This is a genomic window from Bradyrhizobium sp. NBAIM01 (assembly GCF_020194115.1).
Lineage (GTDB): Bacteria > Pseudomonadota > Alphaproteobacteria > Rhizobiales > Xanthobacteraceae > Bradyrhizobium > Bradyrhizobium yuanmingense.
In genome coordinates, this window is the sequence record NZ_JADYVU010000003.1 from 797218 (window position 1) to 817725 (window position 20508).

General features: G+C 63.5%; 12 protein-coding genes. 11 read left to right on the forward strand and 1 reads right to left on the reverse strand.

Translation table 11 applies throughout. The features are described from left to right. The first annotated feature begins 4 nt into the window (after nucleotides 1-4). The 8 genes from rplA (at nucleotide 5) to I6F31_RS14755 (ending at nucleotide 16631) form a co-directional block, all read left to right on the forward strand. Nucleotides 5-697, forward strand: coding sequence for a 50S ribosomal protein L1 (gene rplA, locus I6F31_RS14720; protein WP_025037003.1), 693 nt, complete (start codon nucleotides 5-7; stop codon nucleotides 695-697). Nucleotides 698-787: 90 nt separating this feature from the next. Next, complete coding sequence (locus I6F31_RS14725; protein WP_036027615.1) at nucleotides 788-1741, forward strand: 2-hydroxyacid dehydrogenase; 954 nt, start codon at nucleotides 788-790, stop codon at nucleotides 1739-1741. A 582-nt stretch (nucleotides 1742-2323) separates the two neighbouring features. Next, nucleotides 2324-2842: a 50S ribosomal protein L10 gene (gene rplJ / locus I6F31_RS14730; protein WP_036010998.1), complete on the forward strand. Its 519-nt coding sequence runs from the start codon at nucleotides 2324-2326 to the stop codon at nucleotides 2840-2842. A 54-nt stretch (nucleotides 2843-2896) separates the two neighbouring features. Beyond that, a complete protein-coding gene (gene rplL, locus I6F31_RS14735; protein ID WP_036027614.1) occupies nucleotides 2897-3277 on the forward strand; it encodes a 50S ribosomal protein L7/L12 in 381 nt (126 codons plus the stop codon). Between the two features lie 483 nt (nucleotides 3278-3760). Continuing rightward, nucleotides 3761-7885 carry a DNA-directed RNA polymerase subunit beta gene (gene rpoB, locus I6F31_RS14740; protein ID WP_225185613.1) on the forward strand — a complete coding sequence of 1375 codons (4125 nt, stop codon included), beginning with the start codon at nucleotides 3761-3763 and terminating at the stop codon, nucleotides 7883-7885. 129 nt (nucleotides 7886-8014) lie between these two features. Then, on the forward strand, nucleotides 8015-12211 hold the full coding sequence (rpoC, locus tag I6F31_RS14745; RefSeq protein ID WP_036011015.1) for a DNA-directed RNA polymerase subunit beta': 4197 nt from the start codon (nucleotides 8015-8017) through the stop codon (nucleotides 12209-12211). 185 nt (nucleotides 12212-12396) lie between these two features. Continuing rightward, nucleotides 12397-14451 carry an FAD-dependent oxidoreductase gene (locus tag I6F31_RS14750; RefSeq protein WP_225185614.1) on the forward strand — a complete coding sequence of 685 codons (2055 nt, stop codon included), beginning with the start codon at nucleotides 12397-12399 and terminating at the stop codon, nucleotides 14449-14451. A 134-nt stretch (nucleotides 14452-14585) separates the two neighbouring features. Then, a complete protein-coding gene (locus I6F31_RS14755) occupies nucleotides 14586-16631 on the forward strand; it encodes an ABC transporter ATP-binding protein (RefSeq protein ID WP_036027604.1) in 2046 nt (681 codons plus the stop codon). 44 nt (nucleotides 16632-16675) lie between these two features. Here the strand turns inward: I6F31_RS14755 and I6F31_RS14760 are convergent, their stop codons facing one another. Beyond that, a complete protein-coding gene (locus I6F31_RS14760; protein WP_225185615.1) occupies nucleotides 16676-16825 on the reverse strand; it encodes a hypothetical protein in 150 nt (49 codons plus the stop codon). Nucleotides 16826-17526: 701 nt separating this feature from the next. On the opposite strand from I6F31_RS14760, the gene rpsL reads away from it, so the two are divergent. From rpsL to fusA, 3 genes are read left to right on the forward strand one after another with little or no spacing between them, the layout of a single operon-like run. Next, on the forward strand, nucleotides 17527-17898 hold the full coding sequence (rpsL, locus tag I6F31_RS14765) for a 30S ribosomal protein S12 (RefSeq protein WP_007603006.1): 372 nt from the start codon (nucleotides 17527-17529) through the stop codon (nucleotides 17896-17898). 15 nt (nucleotides 17899-17913) lie between these two features. Next, complete coding sequence (gene rpsG / locus I6F31_RS14770; protein ID WP_018647239.1) at nucleotides 17914-18384, forward strand: 30S ribosomal protein S7; 471 nt, start codon at nucleotides 17914-17916, stop codon at nucleotides 18382-18384. 33 nt (nucleotides 18385-18417) lie between these two features. After that, on the forward strand, nucleotides 18418-20490 hold the full coding sequence (gene fusA / locus I6F31_RS14775; RefSeq protein ID WP_036027596.1) for an elongation factor G: 2073 nt from the start codon (nucleotides 18418-18420) through the stop codon (nucleotides 20488-20490). Nucleotides 20491-20508: the final 18 nt, after the last annotated feature.

Consider the following 20508-nt stretch of genomic DNA (forward strand, 5'->3'; position numbering starts at 1 on the left):
GGCCATGGCAATCGGAAAGCGTTTGAACAAAGCCCGCGAAGGCATTGACCGCGAAAAGCTTTACCCGCTCGCGGACGCCATCAAGATGGTCAAGGAACGCGCGAAAGCGAAGTTCGACGAGACCATCGAGGTCGCGATCAATCTCGGCGTCGATCCGCGCCACGCCGACCAGATGGTCCGCGGTGTCGTGACCCTGCCAAACGGCACCGGCCGTACGCTCCGCGTCGGCGTGTTCGCCCGCGGCGCCAAGGCCGATGAAGCCAAGGCCGCCGGTGCCGACGTGGTCGGCGCCGAGGACCTGGTCGAGAAGGTGCAGAACGGCACGATCGATTTCGACCGCTGTATCGCCACCCCCGACATGATGCCGCTGGTCGGCCGCCTCGGTAAGGTGCTCGGCCCGCGCGGCCTGATGCCGAACCCGAAGATCGGTACCGTGACCATGGACGTCACCGGTGCGGTGAAGGGCGCCAAGGGCGGCTCGGTCGAGTTCCGCGTCGAGAAGGCCGGCATCCTGCAGGCCGGCGTCGGCAAGGCCTCGTTCTCCGAGGAGAAGCTGGTCGAGAACATCAAGGCTCTGGCTGACGCGGTCTCCAAGGCGAAGCCGGCCGGTTCCAAGGGCACTTACATCCAGCGCGTTGCAGTGTCCTCGACGATGGGCCCGGGCGTGAAGGTCGAGCCGGGCACCATTCTCGGCTGAGGTTTGGAAATTGCATGAGGCGAGGGGCGGGATCGGGCGACCGATTCCGCCCCTCGTCGTTTGTGGCGGCGCTCTTCGGAAACAACAACAATGGCTGACAAGGTCCTGATCTACTCGCGCTTTCCCAAGTCGATGATGGCGCGCTTCGCCGAGCGGTTCGAGCTGCTCGACACCGGCGGCAAGCCCGTGCGGGAGGTGTTTCCGGCGGAGGAGCTGGGCGGCATCCGCGCACTGCTGACTGCTGGCGGCTCGCCACTCGGTGCGGAGGCGATGGACCTGTTTCCGAAGCTCGGCGCCATCGTCTGCTATGGGACTGGCTATGATGGCGTCGACTTGAAGGCGGCGGCCAGCCGGAACATCGCGGTCGGTCACAGCCCAGGTGCCAATGCGGCTTCTGTCGCCGACATCGCGATGACCTTGATGCTGGCGACGACGCGGCGGATTTTGGTGGCCGACCAATATGTCCGCAGCGGCGATTGGGCGGCCTCGAAACAGTCGCCAATGATGCGTCCCCAGGCCGGCATGCCCGGCCGCCGCATCGGCATCTACGGCATGGGTGAGATCGGCCGCAAGATCGCCGCGCGCTGTGCTGCTTTCGAGAGCGAGGTCGGCTATTTCAGCCGCACCCGGTATGATCTGCCCTATCAGTACTTTCAGACCCTGGAGGCGCTCGCCGATTGGTGCAGCGTCCTGATGATCGCGGTGCGGGCAGGGGCCGAGACCCAACATGCCGTCAACGCCGATATCCTCAGGCGCCTCGGGGCGGAGGGCTACGTCGTCAACATCTCCCGCGGCTCCGTCATCGACGAGAAGGCCCTGGTCGCGGCGCTCACCGACAAGACCATCGCGGGGGCGGGCCTCGACGTCTTCGAGAAGGAACCGCACGCGCCTGACGCCCTGACCGAACTCCCCAACGTGGTGTTCGCCCCGCATATCGGCGGCCACACCCTGGATTCGCACGTCGCCATGCAGAACTGCGTGCTGGCCAACCTGACCGCATTCTTCGAGGGCAAAACGCTGCCGTACCGGATCAAATCGGCCTGAATCGGCCCTTGTTGGGCCATCTCAAGGCCAACCGCCAATCGATTGGAACTGGTGTGAATTTTGCTCTTGGCAAGCAGGCTCCGAGCGGTTAAAGAACCGCCTCCGGACGTGCCGGCCTCGGCTGGCGCGTTCGTGCACGCATTCCGAAAACCCGACACGACAGGAGATCATTCCTTTTCAGGACGTCCGTGAGGATTTGCCCGAAAAGGAAGGAAGATCCGTCTTTTGGCAGGGATGCGGGCAGAGGTCGGGCGGTTCGCCGGCTGACCTCGTCCTGTCCAAGACTGCAGGCGCCCGCGGGGAATCTCGATTCCTCAACGGCTTAATCGCATTGCCTGCATAGACGGGTGAAGACCGGATTTCACTTCGCATCCAGCTTTAAGGGCTGGTTTTGCGAAACGGGTCTGGTTCGGACCTCGACACGCCGTGGGCCCTTGGGCTCCCGGAGGGCAGGCTTTGAATGTCGTCTTGCCCGGCGTGTCCGATGGGTTTTTGACCCGGAGGTTCAGGTTTGGGCGGGACGATGGGTGCAACCCGGCGGTCCCGCTTCTCGCGATGACCGCCAACCGGAGAGAGCTTGCTGTGGAACGAGCGGCAAAAAAAGAAGCGGTCGAACAGCTCAACGAGGTCTTCAAGACCACGAGCGTCGCGATCGTTGCTCAATATTCCGGCCTCACCGTCGCCCAGATGCAGAAGCTGCGCCAGCAGATGAAGCAGGCGGGTGCCGCGGTGAAGGTCTCGAAGAACCGTCTCGCCAAAATTGCTCTTGAAGGCACTGACGTCGTTGCCATCGGCCCCATGCTGAAGGGGCCGACCGTGATCGCGACTTCGAACGATCCGGTAGCGGCGCCAAAGGTCGCCATCGAATTCGCCAAGGCGAACGAAAAGTTCGTCATCGTCGGCGGATCGATGGGGAAGACCGTCCTGAATGTCGACGGTGTGAAGGCGCTTGCCTCGCTGCCGTCGCTTGACGAACTGCGCGGCAAGATCGTCGGCCTCATCGTGGCCCCGGCGACCAAGCTGGCCCAGCTCGCCAACGCGCCCGCGGGCAAGCTCGCGCGCGTCATCCAGGCTCATGCCTCAAAGGGCGAAGCGGCCTGACGCCCTTCGCAAAACTCAAACCCGAACCAGACTTACAGTTAAGGAAACTGAACAATGGCTGACCTGCAGAAGATCGTTGACGACCTCTCGAGCCTGACCGTGCTCGAAGCTGCCGAACTCGCGAAGCTCCTCGAAGAGAAGTGGGGCGTTTCGGCTGCCGCGGCTGTCGCCGTGGCCGGCCCGGCCGCTGGCGGCGGCGGTGCTGCCGCTCCGGCGGAAGAGAAGACCGAGTTCACGGTCGTTCTCGCCAGCGCCGGCGACAAGAAGATCGAGGTCATCAAGGAAGTCCGCGCCATCACCGGTCTCGGCCTGAAGGAAGCAAAGGACCTCGTCGAGGGTGCTCCGAAGCCGCTGAAGGAAGGCGTGAACAAGGACGAAGCCGACAAGATCAAGGCCCAGCTCGAGAAGGCTGGCGCCAAGGTCGAGCTCAAGTAAGCACTGCTTACTGGCGGGATCCCGGGCGGGCAACGGCTCTGCCCGGGATCCTGGTCCCCCTTCGAGAGGGTGGACCGGAATGCAAAAGGCGTGCGACGGAACGATCCGACGCAGGCCAAACACGAAAAAGTGTGGGGATTTGAGGGTTTGACCCTCGAATCTGCACTATTGTCGCCCCATATCGGGTCGGCAGCACGAAAGCGCGGTGGGCAGGGATGCCGGATTTCCCTGTAAGCCGTTGGGAGAGCAGGCTATTTCGGGCTTTTGCAGTCCGTGAAGATGATCGTTGTGACGGGCGGGCGCGCATCTGCGCCCCGCGCGTCGTTTTGCGTTTTGAAGGTCTGAAGAACAGATTCAGGACATCGGCGCCTGAAACTGCGTCTCCGGCCCCCCAAGACGGGTTCGAAAATTCAACCCGGAAAGCGGTGGCAGCCGCGGTCCGGACGGTGCGCCCAGGGCGGGCGACGAAAATGAGAGGCCACGATGGCGCAGCAGACATTCACCGGTCGCAAACGCGTTCGCAAGTTCTTCGGACACATCAAGGAAGTCGCCGAGATGCCGAACCTCATCGAGGTTCAGAAGGCGTCTTATGACCAGTTCCTGATGGTGGACGAACCCCAGGGCGGACGTCTCGACGAGGGTCTGCAGGCGGTGTTCCGCTCGGTGTTTCCGATCTCCGACTTCTCCGGCACCTCGATGCTGGAATTCGTCCGCTACGAGTTCGAGCAGCCGAAATACGACGTCGACGAGTGCCGCCAGCGCGGCATGACCTTCGCTGCGCCCCTCAAGGTGACGCTGCGCCTCATCGTGTTCGATATCGACGAGGAAACCGGCGCGAAGTCGGTGAAGGACATCAAGGAGCAGGACGTCTACATGGGCGACATCCCGCTCATGACGATGAACGGCACCTTCATCGTCAACGGCACCGAGCGCGTCATCGTCTCGCAGATGCACCGTTCGCCCGGCGTGTTCTTCGACCACGACAAGGGCAAGACCCATTCCTCGGGCAAGCTGCTGTTCGCCGCCCGCGTCATCCCCTATCGCGGTTCCTGGCTCGACATCGAGTTCGACGCCAAGGACATCGTCTATGCGCGTATCGACCGTCGCCGCAAGATTCCGGTGACGTCGCTGATGTTCGCCCTCGGCCTCGACGGCGAGGCGATCCTGTCCACGTTCTACAAGAAGATTCTCTACAAGCGGACCAAGGAAGGCTGGCGCGTTCCGTTCGACGCCAACCGCTTCCGCGGCTACTCCACGGTCAACGACCTGATCGATGCCGACACCGGCAAGGTCGTGCTCGAGGCCGGCAAGAAGCTCACCGTCCGCGCCGCCCGCCAGCTCCAGGAGAAGGGGCTGAAGGCGCTGCGCATGGCCGACGAGGAGCTGGTCGGCAACTACGTCGCCGAGGATCTCGTCAACCCCAAGACCGGTGAGATCCACGCCGAGGCCGGTGAGGAGATCACCGACAAGCTGATGAAGGCGCTCAACGAGCAGGGCTACAAAGAGCTGCCGCTGCTCGACATCGACCACGTCAATGTCGGCCCCTACATCCGCAACACGCTCTCGGCCGACAAGAACATGACGCGCGAGGACGCGCTGTTCGACATCTACCGCGTGATGCGTCCGGGCGAGCCGCCAACGCTGGAATCGGCGCAGGCCATGTTCCAGTCGCTGTTCTTCGACGCCGAGCGCTACGACCTCTCCGCGGTCGGCCGCGTCAAGATGAACATGCGCCTCGACCTCGATGCGCCCGACACCCAGCGCACGCTGCGCAAGGAGGACATCCTTTCCGTCATCAAGACGCTGGTGGATCTGCGCGACGGCAAGGGCGAGATCGACGACATCGACCATCTCGGCAACCGCCGCGTGCGTTCGGTCGGCGAGCTCATGGAGAACCAGTACCGCATCGGCCTGTTGCGCATGGAGCGCGCGATCAAGGAGCGCATGTCCTCGGTCGACATCGACACGGTCATGCCGCAGGACCTGATCAACGCCAAGCCGGCCGCCGCCGCGGTGCGCGAGTTCTTCGGCTCCTCGCAGCTCTCGCAGTTCATGGACCAGACCAACCCGCTCAGCGAGATCACCCACAAGCGCCGCCTCTCGGCGCTCGGACCGGGCGGTCTCACCCGCGAGCGCGCCGGCTTCGAGGTGCGCGACGTGCACCCGACGCATTACGGCCGCATCTGCCCGATCGAGACGCCGGAAGGTCCGAACATCGGCCTGATCAACTCGCTCGCGACCTTCGCGCGCGTGAACAAGTACGGCTTCGTCGAGACGCCGTATCGCAAGGTCAAGGATGGCCGTGTCACCGACGAGGTCGTGTACCTGTCGGCGATGGAGGAAGGGCGCTATTCCGTGGCCCAGGCCAACGTGCCGGTCGACGCCAAGGGCCGCTTCACCGAAGACCTCGTGGTCTGCCGTTCGAGCGGCACCCGCGACGTCGTGCCGATGACGCCCGACAAGGTCGACTACATGGACGTGTCGCCGAAGCAGCTCGTTTCGGTCGCCGCGGCGCTGATCCCGTTCCTCGAGAACGACGACGCCAACCGCGCGCTGATGGGCTCGAACATGCAGCGCCAGGCGGTGCCGCTGGTTCGCGCCGAGGCGCCGTTCGTCGGCACCGGCATGGAGGGCGTGGTTGCCCGTGACTCGGGCGCTGCGATCGCGGCGCGCCGTTCGGGCGTGATCGACCAGATCGATGCGACCCGCGTCGTCATCCGCGCCACGGAAGATCTCGATCCGACCAAGTCGGGCGTCGATATCTACCGCCTCATGAAGTACCAGCGCTCGAACCAGTCGACCTGCATCAACCAGCGTCCGCTGGTGAAGGTCGGCGACGTCGTCAGGAAGGGCGACATCATCGCCGACGGTCCTTCGACCGATCTCGGCGAGCTCGCGCTCGGCCGCAACGTGCTGGTCGCGTTCATGCCGTGGAACGGCTACAACTTCGAAGACTCGATCCTGCTCTCCGAGCGGATCGTGAAGGAGGACGTCTTCACCTCGATCCACATCGAGGAGTTCGAGGTGATGGCCCGCGACACCAAGCTCGGACCTGAGGAAATCACCCGCGACATTCCGAACGTCTCGGAAGAAGCGCTGAAGAACCTCGACGAAGCCGGTATCGTCTACATCGGCGCGGAAGTGCGCGCCGGCGACATCCTGGTCGGCAAGATCACGCCGAAGGGCGAAAGCCCGATGACGCCGGAAGAGAAGCTGCTGCGCGCCATCTTCGGCGAGAAGGCCTCCGACGTCCGGGACACCTCGCTGCGCGTTCCCCCGGGCGTGCAGGGCACCATCGTCGAAGTGCGCGTGTTCAACCGCCACGGCGTCGACAAGGACGAGCGTGCGCTGGCGATCGAGCGGGAGGAGATCGAGCGCCTCGCCAAGGACCGCGACGACGAGCAGGCGATCCTGGACCGCAACGTCTACAACCGTCTTGCCGAGCTGCTCGAGGGGCGGCAGGGCATTGCAGGTCCCAAGGGCTTCAAGAAGGACACCAAGATCACCCGTGCGGTGCTCGAGGAGTACCCGAAGTCGCAATGGTGGCTGTTCGCTTCGCCGAACGACAAGCTGATGGCCGAGATCGAGGCCATGCGGAAGCAGTACGACGAGTCGAAGAAGGGGCTGGAACAGCGCTTCCTCGACAAGGTCGAGAAGCTTCAGCGCGGTGACGAATTGCCGCCCGGCGTGATGAAGATGGTCAAGGTCTTCGTCGCGGTGAAGCGCAAGATCCAGCCCGGCGACAAGATGGCCGGCCGCCACGGCAACAAGGGCGTGGTTTCGAAGATCGTGCCGATCGAGGACATGCCGTTCCTCGAAGACGGCACGCATGCCGACATCGTGCTCAATCCGCTCGGCGTGCCCTCGCGCATGAACGTCGGACAGATCCTCGAGACCCATCTCGGCTGGGCCTGCGCCGGCCTCGGCAAGCGTATCGGCCAGACCGTCGATGCGTACCTGTCGAAGCAGGACATCAAGCCGCTGAAGGAGACCTTGAAGAAGGTCTACGGCGAGGACGAGACGATCAAGTCGCTCAACGACAACGAGCTGATCGAGCTCGGTCATAACCTCAGCCGCGGCGTGCCGATCGCAACCCCGGTGTTCGACGGCGCCAAGGAAGCCGACATCGAGGAGATGCTGAAGCTCGCCGGTCTCGACGCCTCGGGTCAGTCGACCGTCTATGACGGCCGCACCGGCGATCCGTTCGATCGCAAGGTGACGGTGGGCTACATCTACATGCTCAAGCTGCACCATCTGGTCGACGACAAGATCCATGCGCGTTCGATCGGTCCGTACTCGCTCGTCACCCAGCAGCCGCTGGGCGGCAAGGCGCAGTTCGGCGGCCAGCGCTTCGGCGAAATGGAGGTGTGGGCGCTCGAGGCTTACGGCGCGGCGTACACGCTCCAGGAGATGCTGACGGTGAAGTCGGACGACGTCGCCGGCCGTACCAAGGTGTACGAGGCGATCGTGCGCGGCGACGACACGTTCGAGGCCGGTATTCCGGAATCGTTCAACGTGCTGGTCAAGGAAATGCGCTCGCTCGGCCTCAACGTCGACCTGCACAACTCCAAGATGGGACCGGCGCCGACGTCGGAAGCGGCCGAGTAATTCGACCTGTCATGCCCGGCCTTCGCGGCCGGGCATCGGCGCCCCGCCCGAGGCCTTGAGGGCAGGGCGCCATGCAGAAGTGATTTTCGAATTTGCGGCCGGAGGCGACCGGCACGCGAGGAGAAGACGATGAACCAAGAAATTATGAATCTCTTCAACCCGACGACGCCGGCTCAGGTCTTCGACCAGATCCGGATCTCGATCGCGTCTCCAGAGAAGATTCTGTCCTGGTCCTACGGCGAGATCAAGAAGCCGGAGACCATCAACTATCGTACCTTCAAGCCCGAGCGCGACGGCCTGTTCTGCGCCCGCATCTTCGGGCCGATCAAGGACTACGAGTGCTTGTGCGGCAAGTACAAGCGCATGAAGTACAAGGGCATCATCTGCGAGAAGTGCTCGGTCGAGGTCACGCTGTCGCGCGTCCGGCGCGAGCGCATGGGTCATATCGAGCTCGCAGCCCCCGTCGCGCACATCTGGTTCCTGAAGTCGCTGCCCTCGCGCATCGGCCTCCTGCTCGACATGACGCTGAAGGATCTCGAGCGGATCCTCTACTTCGAATATTACGTCGTGCTCGAGCCGGGCCTCACCGCGCTGAAGGACCGTCAGCTGCTGTCGGAAGACGAGTATCTGAAGGCGCAGGACGAGTACGGCCAGGACAGCTTCACCGCCATGATCGGCGCCGAGGCGATCCGCGAGCTGCTCAAGGGCATGGACCTCGAGAAGCTCGAGGCCTCGCTGCGTGCCGAGATGCAGGAGACCGACTCCGACATCAAGCACAAGAAGCTCGCCAAGCGTCTGAAGATCGTGGAAGCGTTCCGCCATTCCGGCAACAAGCCGGAATGGATGATCATGACCGTGATCCCGGTGATTCCGCCGGACCTGCGTCCGCTGGTGCCGCTGGACGGCGGCCGTTTCGCGACCTCTGATCTCAACGACCTCTATCGCCGCGTCATCAACCGCAACAACCGCTTGAAGCGGCTGATGGAGCTGCGCGCGCCCGACATCATCATCCGCAACGAGAAGCGCATGCTTCAGGAAGCGGTCGATGCGCTGTTCGACAACGGCCGCCGCGGCCGCGTCATCACCGGCGCCAACAAGCGTCCGCTGAAGTCGCTCGCCGACATGCTCAAGGGCAAGCAGGGCCGCTTCCGCCAGAACCTGCTCGGCAAGCGCGTCGACTATTCGGGCCGTTCGGTGATCGTGGTCGGTCCCGAGCTGCGCCTGCATCAGTGCGGCCTGCCGAAGAAGATGGCGCTCGAGCTGTTCAAGCCGTTCATCTATTCGCGGCTCGACGCCAAGGGCCTGTCCACCACCGTGAAGCAGGCCAAGAAGCTGGTCGAGAAGGAACGGCCCGAGGTCTGGGACATCCTGGACGAGGTGATCCGCGAGCATCCGGTGCTGCTCAACCGCGCCCCGACGCTGCACCGCCTCGGCATTCAGGCATTCGAGCCCGTGCTGATCGAGGGCAAGGCGATCCAGCTTCACCCGCTGGTCTGCTCCGCGTTCAACGCCGACTTCGACGGCGACCAGATGGCCGTGCACGTTCCGCTGTCGCTCGAAGCGCAGCTGGAAGCGCGCGTCCTGATGATGTCGACCAACAACATCCTGCATCCCGCGAACGGCCAGCCGATCATCGTGCCGTCGCAGGACATCGTGCTCGGTCTGTACTACGTCTCGATCATGCGCGAAGGCCTGCCCGGCGAGGGCAAGGTGTTCGGCGACATGGCCGAGCTCGAGCATGCGCTGCACGCGAAGGTCATCCACCTCCACACCAAGATCAAGTACCGGTGGGAAGGCATGGACGAGACCGGCAAGGTCTCCAAGCGCTGGATCGAGACCACCGCCGGCCGCGTCATGCTCGGCAATCTGCTGCCGAAGAACCCGCGCATCTCCTACGAGATCATCAACAAGCTGATGACCAAGCGCGAGATCTCCGGCGTCATCGACCAGGTCTACCGCCACTGCGGCCAGAAGGAGACGGTGATCTTCTGCGACCGCATCATGGCGCTCGGCTTCTACAACGCGTTCAAGGCCGGCATCTCGTTCGGCAAGGACGACATGGTCGTGCCGCACGGCAAGTGGAAGATCGTCGACACCACCCGTACGCTGGCGAAGGATTTCGAGCAGCAGTACAACGACGGCCTGATCACCCATGGCGAGAAGTACAACAAGGTCGTCGACGCCTGGTCGAAGGCCACGGAAGAAATCGCCAAGGCGATGATGAAGGAGATCTCCGCCACCAAGAAGACGGCGAGCGGAGCCGACGCCGACATCAACTCGATCTACATGATGGCTCACTCCGGTGCCCGCGGTTCGCCGGCCCAGATGCGCCAGCTCGCCGGCATGCGCGGCCTGATGGCCAAGCCGTCGGGCGAGATCATCGAGACGCCGATCATCTCGAACTTCAAGGAAGGCCTCTCGGTGCTCGAGTACTTCAACTCGACCCACGGCGCCCGCAAGGGCCTCGCGGACACCGCGTTGAAGACCGCGAACTCCGGCTACCTGACCCGTCGTCTCGTCGACGTGGCGCAGGACTGCATCATCACGCAGAGCGACTGCGGCACCAAGCTCGGCATCAAGATGCGCGCCATCGTCGACGCCGGTACCGTGGTCGCCTCGCTCGGCTCGCGCATCCTCGGACGCACGGCCTGCGAAGACGTGCGTGACAGCTCGGGCCAGGTGATCGTCAAGCGCGATACGCTGATGGAAGAGAGCCACGTGGATGCCATCCACCAGGCCGGCATCCAGGAGGTGAAGATCCGCTCGGCGCTGACCTGCGAGCTCGTCAACGGCATCTGCGGCAAGTGCTACGGCCGCGACCTCGCCCGCGGCACGCCGGTCAACCACGGCGAAGCGGTTGGCGTCATCGCGGCGCAGTCGATCGGCGAGCCGGGCACCCAGCTCACCATGCGCACCTTCCACATCGGCGGTGCGGCGCAGCTCAACGAGCAGTCCTTCGTCGAAGCCAACTTCGACGGCAAGATCGTGATCAGGAACAAGGCCATCGCCCGCAACAGCGAAGGTCACCTTATCGCGATGGTGCGCAACATGGTTGTCGCGATCGTCGATGCCGACGGCACCGAGCGTGCGACGCACCGTATCCAGTACGGTTCGCGTCTGCACGTCGACGAGGGCGACATGGTCAAGCGCGGCCAGCGCATCGTCGAATGGGATCCCTACACCCGTCCGCTGCTCACCGAGGTCGAAGGAACCATCGGCTTCGAGGATCTGGTCGAGGGGCAGTCGATCTCGGAAACGCTCGACGAGGCCACCGGTATCGCCAAGCGCGTGGTCATCGACTGGCGTTCGACGCGCGGCGGCTCGGACCTGCGTCCGGCCATCGTGGTCAAGGGCAAGGACGGCAAGGTGCTCAAGCTCGCCCGTGGCGGCGATGCCCGCTACATGCTGTCGGTCGACGCCATTCTCTCGGTCGACATCGGAGCCAAGGTCCAGCCGGGCGATATCCTCGCCCGTGTCTCGACCGAAAGCGCCAAGACGCGTGACATCACCGGCGGTCTGCCGCGGGTGGCGGAACTGTTCGAGGCTCGGCGCCCGAAGGATGCGGCGATCATCGCCGAAATCGCGGGCACCATCCGGTTCGGGCGCGACTACAAGAACAAGCGTCGCATCTCGATCGAGCCGATGGACAAGACCGACGAGCCGCGCGAGTACCTGATCCCGAAGGGCAAGCACATCCACCTTCAGGACGGCGACGTCGTCGAAAAGGGCGACTTCATCGTGGAAGGCAACCCGGCGCCGCACGACATCCTCGCGGTCAAGGGCATCGAGGAGCTCGCTGCCTATCTGGTCAACGAGATCCAGGAGGTCTACCGGCTGCAGGGCGTGCTCATCAACGACAAGCACATCGAGGTGATTGTCCGTCAGATGCTCCAGAAGGTGGAAATCACCGACCAGGGCGACACGGACATGATCTCCGGCGAGCAGGTCGACAAGATCGAGTTCGACGCGCTGAACGTGAAGGCCAAGGAAGAGGGCAAGAAGCCCGCCACGGGAACGCCGGTTCTGCTCGGCATCACCAAGGCGAGCCTCCAGACCCGCTCCTTCTTCTCGGCGGCATCGTTCCAGGAGACCACTCGCGTCCTCACCGAGGCGGCGGTCAACGGCAAGATCGATCCGCTCGAAGGCCTCAAGGAGAACGTCATCGTCGGCCGGCTGATCCCGGCGGGCACCGGCGCCTCCATGGCCAAGATCCGCGAAGTCGCCATGAAGCGCGACAAGCTGATCCTGGACGAGCGGGAGAAGCAGGCCGCCGTCGTGTCGCCGGCGCCGGAAGCCGAGCTTCCTGCGCTGCCGCCCGCGGAATGATCGTTCATCCGTAGGAATACCGAGGACAATGAAAAGGCCGGCTTTTGCCGGCCTTTTTGCTGCTTTGTTGCGATGCGGGATCAACCTTTGTTCATCTTTCCTTCAGCCGCAAAAGCGCTTGTGCTATGGCGCCTTAGACCGGTGGTCCCGCCAAGGGGGCAGGGCCGGAAGACCACGGAACTCTCATGCTTGATCTCGCAATCGTAGGCGGCGGCCCCGGCGGGCTGATGAGCGCCTGGTACCTGAAGCGCAAGCTCGGCGACCTCTGCCGCGTCACCATCTACGAGGCCTCCGACAGGCTCGGCGGCAAGATCGTCACCCGCAAGTTCGATTCGGCGCCCGCGATGTACGAGGCCGGCGTTGCCGAGATCTACGACTACTCCATGACGGGCCCGGATCCTCTGCGCGAGCTGATCCAGCATTTCGGCCTTCAGACCATTCCGATGGATGCCGAGCAGGTGCAGTTCGGCGGTGAGCTGCTCAACGACGTTCCCGGCATGCGCCGCAAATACGGCGCCAAGACTGCCGCCGCGATCGAAGCCTTCCGCAAGCGCTGCGCCGAGGTGATGTCGCCGGTGGAATATTACGAGGGCGTCGGCGCGCACGACAACGAACATCCCTGGGCCTACAAGACCGCCGAGCAGGTGCTCGACGAGGAGGTCGAGGACGTCACCGCAAAGCGCTTCTTCAAGGTGATGGCGCGTTCCGACATCGCGACCGAGAGCCACAACACCAACGGGCTCAACGCGCTCAAGAACTATCTGATGGACGTCGACGGCTATATCGGCCTCTATTCCATCCAGAACGGCAACGAGCAGCTGATCGAATGCCTGCAGTCGGAGGTCAATGCCGACATCCAGCTCAATCACCGCGTGCTCACCGTCGGCAAGGCGCCGACCGGCCGGTATCAGCTCAAGATGATGAACGGCAAGGGGCCGGAGACCCGTGACTTCGATCTCGTGCTAGTCTGCCTGCCGCATTCCTGGCTCGCCACTCTCGGCTGGGAGGGCGAGCAGCTGCGCAGGTCGATGGTCAAGCACGTCGCCTATTTCGACCGGCCCGCGCACTATCTGCGCGTCTCGATCCTGTTCGACGAGCCGTTCTGGGGCGACAAGATTCCGGGCGCCTGGTTCATGTCGGAAGCCTTCGGCGGCTGCTGCGTCTACAACGAGGGCGCACGTCACGACGTCGGCAAGCATGGTGTTCTGAACTGGCTCATTCCCGGCTCCGATGCGCTGGCTTTTGCCAATCTGTCGGACCAGGAGCTGATCGAGGCCGCCCTGAAATCGCTCCCAGCTTCTCTCGGCGATGCGCGTCTGCACTTCATGGAAGGCAAGATCCACCGCTGGCTGTCCTCGGTGAACGCGCTGCCTGGTGGTTTGCCCGCGCGCGACGTCATGACCAATCACCGGCCCGAGCCGGAGGAGCACCCCGGCATCGTGGTGGTTGGCGACTATCTGTTCGATTCGACGCTCAACGGCCTGCTCGATTCCTCGGACGCGGCGACCGACATCATCCTGACCGAGATGATGCGCCTGCGCCGCCAGCGCGCGCAGGACGACAAGCCGCTCTCGGACAAGATCGATCGCAAATATTTCGAGAATTATCGCGGTCTCGGCCCCTATCATCAGGCGTGGCGGCACTTCACCGATCCCGACTACCTGACGAAGCTGATCGGCATCGTCTGGGGCAGGGCGGCGGGCGCCAAGCTGCTGGTCGCGGGCTCCGCCAGCGGCGAACTGGTCGGCGCCCTGCGCGATCGCGGCATCGATGCATGGGGAATCGAGAACAACCGCGCGATCCACGCCAGGACGCCGAAATCGCTGAAGAAGTACAACAAGCTCGGCACGATCACCGACATGCCGTTCAAGGACGGCACGTTCGACTTCGTGTTCGAGACCAGCCTCTGCCACGTTTCCCCGAAGCAAGTGGTCCGCGCGATCCGCGAGCTCAACCGCGTGGTCAAGACCGGCCTCGTGTTCGGCTCCATCACCTCGGACATGGCGCCGGCATTGATCGACCGCTACGACCTCTTGCGCGGAGTCAAGAAGCTCGGCACCTGGTGGGAATGGTCCGAACTGTTCTTCGGCAACGGCTTCGACCTGTCGATGCACCGCAAGGATTGCACCGATGCGCTGTGGGAGGCGACGCTCGCCGCCAACAAGGGGCCGGGGCAGTGGTACGCCGACGCGGACAGCTTGCGCTATTCCTTCTTCGACAAGGTCGAGGACGAGGACTAGCCCGGGGGACGCCAACCGAATTCGCCAATTGTTTTGCCGAATTCATCTTGATCGCATAGAATCGGTGCAATAGCGGTTGCCGCTATTTCCTGCGTTCTCTGCGGTCATGCCGGCCGTCAGCATCGGTTGGTTTCATGGCATCCAAGCCTTTCTTGCCTGGCGACAAGCCTCTATCTCCCGATCAACAGAAGCTCGCCGCGGAGGAGGCGGCCGGGCTCGATGGCAAGCTCGCCGACGCTGCCAAGCCGGATCTCAAGGACGACGAGGACGCCGAAGACGAGGGGGATGACGAGCTGGAGCTCGACGAGGACGATGAGGACGAGGACCTCGTCGTCTTTACCGCGCGCGAAGCCGCCGGGGCCCTTGCGACCATTGTCGGGTTCGTCAAGCCCTATCTCTCCAACTACAAGCGGATGCTGTCATTCGTGGCATTCGGCGTCGTGGTCGAGACGTTGTTCAACGTCATCATGCCGCTCAGCCTCAAGTTCCTGATCGACGATGCCCTCGGCGAGGAGGATTTTCAGGCGCTCTACAAGATCCTCGGCGTGCTCGCCGTCGCCGGCATCTTCACCTCGATCGTTGCAGTCTGGTACGAACGCTGGGACGCGCGACTTGCCGCTTGCATCATCTCCGATGTCCGCACACGCCTGTTCGAGCACGTCCAGGACCTGCCCGCCGCCTATTTCGGCCGCACCAGGCGCGGCGAGATCCTGTCGCGCTTCTCGGTCGATCTCTCGGCCTTCGAAGGCTCGGTCAAGACGTTCGCCAACAGTGCCGCGCTGCCGTTCCTGGAGCTGATCGCCGGCATCATCCTGATGCTGTTCCTCAACTGGCAGCTCGCCGTCGTCGCGCTGCTGGTGTTCCCGATCACGCTGATCGGCCCGCGGATCCTGACGCCGAAGGCGGTGCAGGCCAATTACGAACAGAAGCTCAATGAATCGGCGTTGCTGGGCCAAGTCCAGGAGAACGTGGCCGCCCAGGCGGTCATCAAGGCGTTCAGCCTGCAACGCAAGATGTTCGGCTTCTTCCGGTTGCGCAACGACGAGACCCGCAACAAGATGGCCTCGGCCACATTCCTCTCGACCATGGTGGAGCGGACAGTCACCATCTCGGTGCTCCTCCTGCACCTTGTGGTGCTCGCGATCGGCGCGTATCTGGCGACCAAGGGCCATATCACCATCGGCACCTTCGTCACTTTCGAGAGCGCGTTCTGGGAGGTCTCCTACAACATCGCCCATGTGATGCATTTCATCCCGGTGTCGATCTCCTCGGCCGCCGCGATCCGCCACATTCAGGAATTGCTCGACGAGCCGACCCGCAGCGCCGATCGCCCGGGCGCACCCGATCTGCCGCGCATCACCCACGACATTACATTCGATCACGTCACCTTCCAGTACGAGGGTGGTCAGACGCCGGTGCTGGACAATCTCAGCCTCAAGCTCGACGCCGGCAAGCGCATCGCGATCGTCGGTCCGAGCGGCTCCGGCAAGAGCACGCTGCTCAATCTGATCCTGCGGCTCTACGTGCCCGACGAAGGCCGCGTCACCATCGACGGCGTCGACGTCCGCAAGGTGACGCTGGACTCGCTGCGCCGGAGCATGGCGGTGGTGTTCCAGGAGAACATGCTGTTCAACATGTCGATCCGCGAGAACATCCGGCTCGGCAAGGAGGGCGCAACCGACGAGGAGGTGGAGGAGGCGGCCAAGAAGGCCGAGATCCACCGCTACATCATGAGCCTGCCGCAGCGCTACGACACGCCGGTCGGCGAGCGCGGCGACACGCTGTCGGGCGGCCAACGCCAGCGCATTGCGATCGCGCGCGCGATCATACGCAACCCTTCCGTGCTGCTGCTGGACGAAGCAACTTCGGCGCTGGACCAGACCACCGAGGCCGCAATCAACCGCACGCTGCTCAGGGTCGCCAAGGGTCGCACCATGATCTGGTCGACCCACCGCCTGACCTCGGTGGTCGAGATGGACGAGATCATCGTGATTTCAGGGGGCAGGGCGATCGAGCGCGGTTCCCATGCCGAGTTGCTCGCCAAGAATGGCACCTATCGCAAGCTGTGGAACGACCAGATCCACCAGCCCCATGGCGCGGCAGCTCATGCCGACGCCGACCGCGACGATGACGACGAGGACGAAGACCTCGATGACGATGAGGACGACGAGGAGGAGTAACCGCGGGCGGTGAGCTTCGAGCGGCCGCGTCTGATCGTCTCGTCTCACGGCAACGCGCGGTTCAGCGTCGACTCGTCGATTCTCTGATGCAAGGCGTTCGGCCGCCGCGCGCCGCGTTTTTTCGCACGCATGGTTTGGGGCAAGAGCCATTCGCGGATCGACCAGTCCGGCTGAAGCCCCGTCACACCGGGCATCGCGGCGGGCCGGGAAAAGCTGGTAGACCGGCCACCAGCCAGCAAACCGAGCGCAGGCAGGTGAAAAGCCCCTCAGCTTGGTAATAAAACTACATTAGACCCGGGTATAATTGTTTCAGATCTGGCAGGTCAGTCGCCTCGCTCCTATATCAGGCAGGCGCGGGGAGGCGGCGAAGAGGCGATTTTTTGCAGGCGCATGAAGCGCTTTGTGACTGTCGTTTCACCTTGACTTGACCGATTCCCACTTATAGAAAGCGCCTCACTTAACGACAGGCGGTGAGCATCGCCAGCGTCGGAACGGGCCACCCGTTGATCCCCAAAGACTAGATCTGCCAGGGGTCGCAAAGACGGGCACCAACCTCGACGAATGCCGCTCAAACGCTGTCGATCATAGCTAGGCAATGCCAGTGCGACTTTAGTTCTCTCGAGCACGTTCTCTTGAGATCGAATTCGGATGCATGACCTCAGTGCGCGGGCCGCGGCGTTACGCTGAACGGCTTCGAGACTGCGGTCCTCTGTGGCGTCGAAGCGCTTTCCGCTCGTTGATGGAGCGGTTGGCGCAATTTCGCTTTGCGCGGGTCTTTCGCGCCAGGCGGCCCGTTCGGGCGGGTAGCTCGAGCAGAATTTGCGGACCCGGTGACGGGCCGCGGCAAGACAGCGGACCCGAGAGGGGCCGCGGCAGAAAAAGGGTGAAGGCCAGTATGCCGACGATCAACCAGCTGATCGCTCAACCGCGGGAAGTGCAGAAGTCGCGCAAGAAGGTGCCGGCGCTGCAGCAGTCGCCGCAGAAGCGTGGTGTTTGCACGCGCGTCTACACCACGACCCCGAAGAAGCCGAACTCGGCGCTTCGTAAGGTTGCCAAGGTGCGCCTGACCAACGGCTTCGAGGTGATCGGCTACATCCCCGGCGAGGGCCATAACCTCCAGGAGCACTCGGTGGTCATGATCCGCGGCGGCCGCGTTAAGGACTTGCCGGGCGTGCGCTATCACATCCTCCGCGGCGTTCTGGACACCCAGGGCGTCAAGAACCGTAAGCAGCGTCGTTCGAAGTACGGCGCCAAGCGTCCGAAGTAAGCGGGAACCAAGCCTATGTCTCGTCGCCACTCTGCGGAAAAGCGCGAAGTTCTTCCGGATCCGAAGTTCGGGAACATCATCGTCACGAAGTTCATGAACTCGGTGATGTACGCCGGCAAGAAGTCGGTTGCGGAAGGCATCGTCTATGGTGCGTTCGGCATCATCGAATCCAAGACCAAGCAGAACCCGCTCGGCGTGTTCGAGCAGGCGCTCGAGAACGTCATGCCGACCATCGAGGTCCGCTCCCGCCGCGTCGGCGGCGCGACCTACCAGGTTCCGGTCGAGGTCCGCTCGACCCGCCGGCAGGCGCTCGGCATTCGCTGGCTGATCGCGGCTGCGCGCGAGCGCAACGAGAAGACCATGACCGAGCGGCTCTCGGCGGAGCTCTTGGACGCATCGAACAACCGGGGGAACGCCGTCAAGAAGCGCGAAGACGTGCACCGCATGGCGGAAGCCAACCGCGCCTTCTCGCACTACCGCTGGTAACGGCGACACACTCGGACTCGCAAGGAACGACCCATGCCCCGCCAACATGCCATCGAGGACTACCGTAACTTCGGTATCATGGCGCATATCGACGCCGGCAAGACCACGACGACCGAGCGCATCCTCTATTACACCGGCAAGAGCCACAAGATCGGCGAAGTGCACGAAGGTGCCGCGACGATGGACTGGATGGAGCAGGAGCAGGAGCGTGGCATCACGATCACCTCGGCTGCGACCACCGCGTTCTGGAACGGCAAGCGCCTGAACATCATCGACACGCCCGGTCACGTCGACTTCACCATCGAAGTCGAGCGTTCGCTCCGCGTGCTCGACGGCGCCGTCTGCGTGCTCGACTCCAACCAGGGCGTCGAGCCCCAGACTGAGACCGTCTGGCGCCAGGGCGACAAGTACAAGGTTCCGCGCATCGTCTTCGCCAACAAGATGGACAAGATCGGTGCCGACTTCTTCAAGTGTCTGGCGGACATTGTCGACCGTCTGGGCGCCAAGCCCGTCGCGATCCAGCTTCCGATCGGTGCCGAGAACAACTTCAAGGGTCTCGTCGACCTCGTGAAGATGAAGGGCGTCGTCTGGAACGATGAATCGCTCGGCGCCAAGTTCGATTATGTCGATATTCCGGAAGACCTTGCCGACCAGGCCAAGGAATACCGCGAGAAGATGGTGGAAGCCGCCGTCGAGCTCGACGACGATGCCATGGCCGCCTATCTCGATGGCAAGGAGCCGGACGAGGCGACCCTGAAGCGCCTGATCCGCAAGGCGGTGCTGACCGGCGCGTTTTATCCCGTGCTGTGCGGCTCGGCCTTCAAGAACAAGGGCGTGCAGCCGCTGCTCGACGCCGTGGTCGACTATCTGCCGTCGCCGCTCGACGTGCCCGCGATCAAGGGCACCGACGACAAGGGCAACGAGGTCGTGCGCAAGGCGGACGACAAGGAGCCGCTGGCGCTGCTCGCGTTCAAGATCATGGACGACCCGTTCGTCGGCACCATCACCTTCTGCCGCATCTATTCCGGCATCCTGCAGAGCGGCACCGGCGTCGTGAACTCGACCCGCGAGAAGAAGGAGCGGATCGGGCGCATGCTGTTGATGCATGCGAACAACCGCGAGGACATCAAGGAAGCCTATGCCGGCGACATCGTCGCGCTGGCCGGTCTGAAGGAAGCGCGCACCGGTGACACGCTGTGCGATCCCGACAAGCAGGTGATCCTGGAGAAGATGGAGTTCCCCGAGCCGGTCATCGAGATCGCGATCGAGCCGAAGTCCAAGGCCGACCAGGAGAAGCTGGGCGTGGCGCTGGCCAAGCTCGCCGCGGAGGATCCGTCCTTCCGCGTGTCGACCGACCACGAGTCCGGCCAGACCATCCTCAAGGGCATGGGCGAACTCCACCTCGACATCAAGGTCGACATCCTCAAGCGCACCTACAAGGTCGACGCCAACATCGGCGCGCCGCAGGTGGCGTTCCGTGAGCGCATCACCAAGCGGGTGGAGCACAGCTATACCCACAAGAAGCAGACCGGCGGTACCGGCCAGTTCGCGGCCGTGTCGTTCATCGTCGAGCCGAACGAAGCCGGCAAGGGCTTCGAGTTCGAATCGAAGATCGTCGGTGGCGCGGTGCCGAAGGAATACATCCCGGGCGTCGAGAAGGGCCTGGAGAGCGTGCTGTCGTCCGGCGTGGTCGCGGGCTTCCCCGTGGTCGACGTCAAGGTGCAGCTCGTCGACGGCAAGTATCACGACGTCGACTCGTCGGCGCTCGCCTTCGAAATCGCCTCGCGCGCCTGCTTCCGCGAAGCGCTGCAGATGGGCAAGTCGGTCCTGCTCGAGCCGATCATGAAGGTCGAGGTGGTGACCCCGGAAGACTACACCGGCTCGGTCATCGGCGACCTGAATTCCCGGCGCGGTCAGATCCAGGGGCAGGACATGCGCGGCAACGCCAACGTCATCAACGCGATGGTGCCGCTCATGAACATGTTCGGTTACGTGAACAATCTGCGCTCGATGAGCCAGGGTCGCGCGACCTTCACCATGCAGTTCGATCACTACGCAGAAGCGCCGGCCAACGTGTCGGCAGAAGTCCAGAAGAAGTTTGCCTGATTGTCGTCGGTTGAAAGC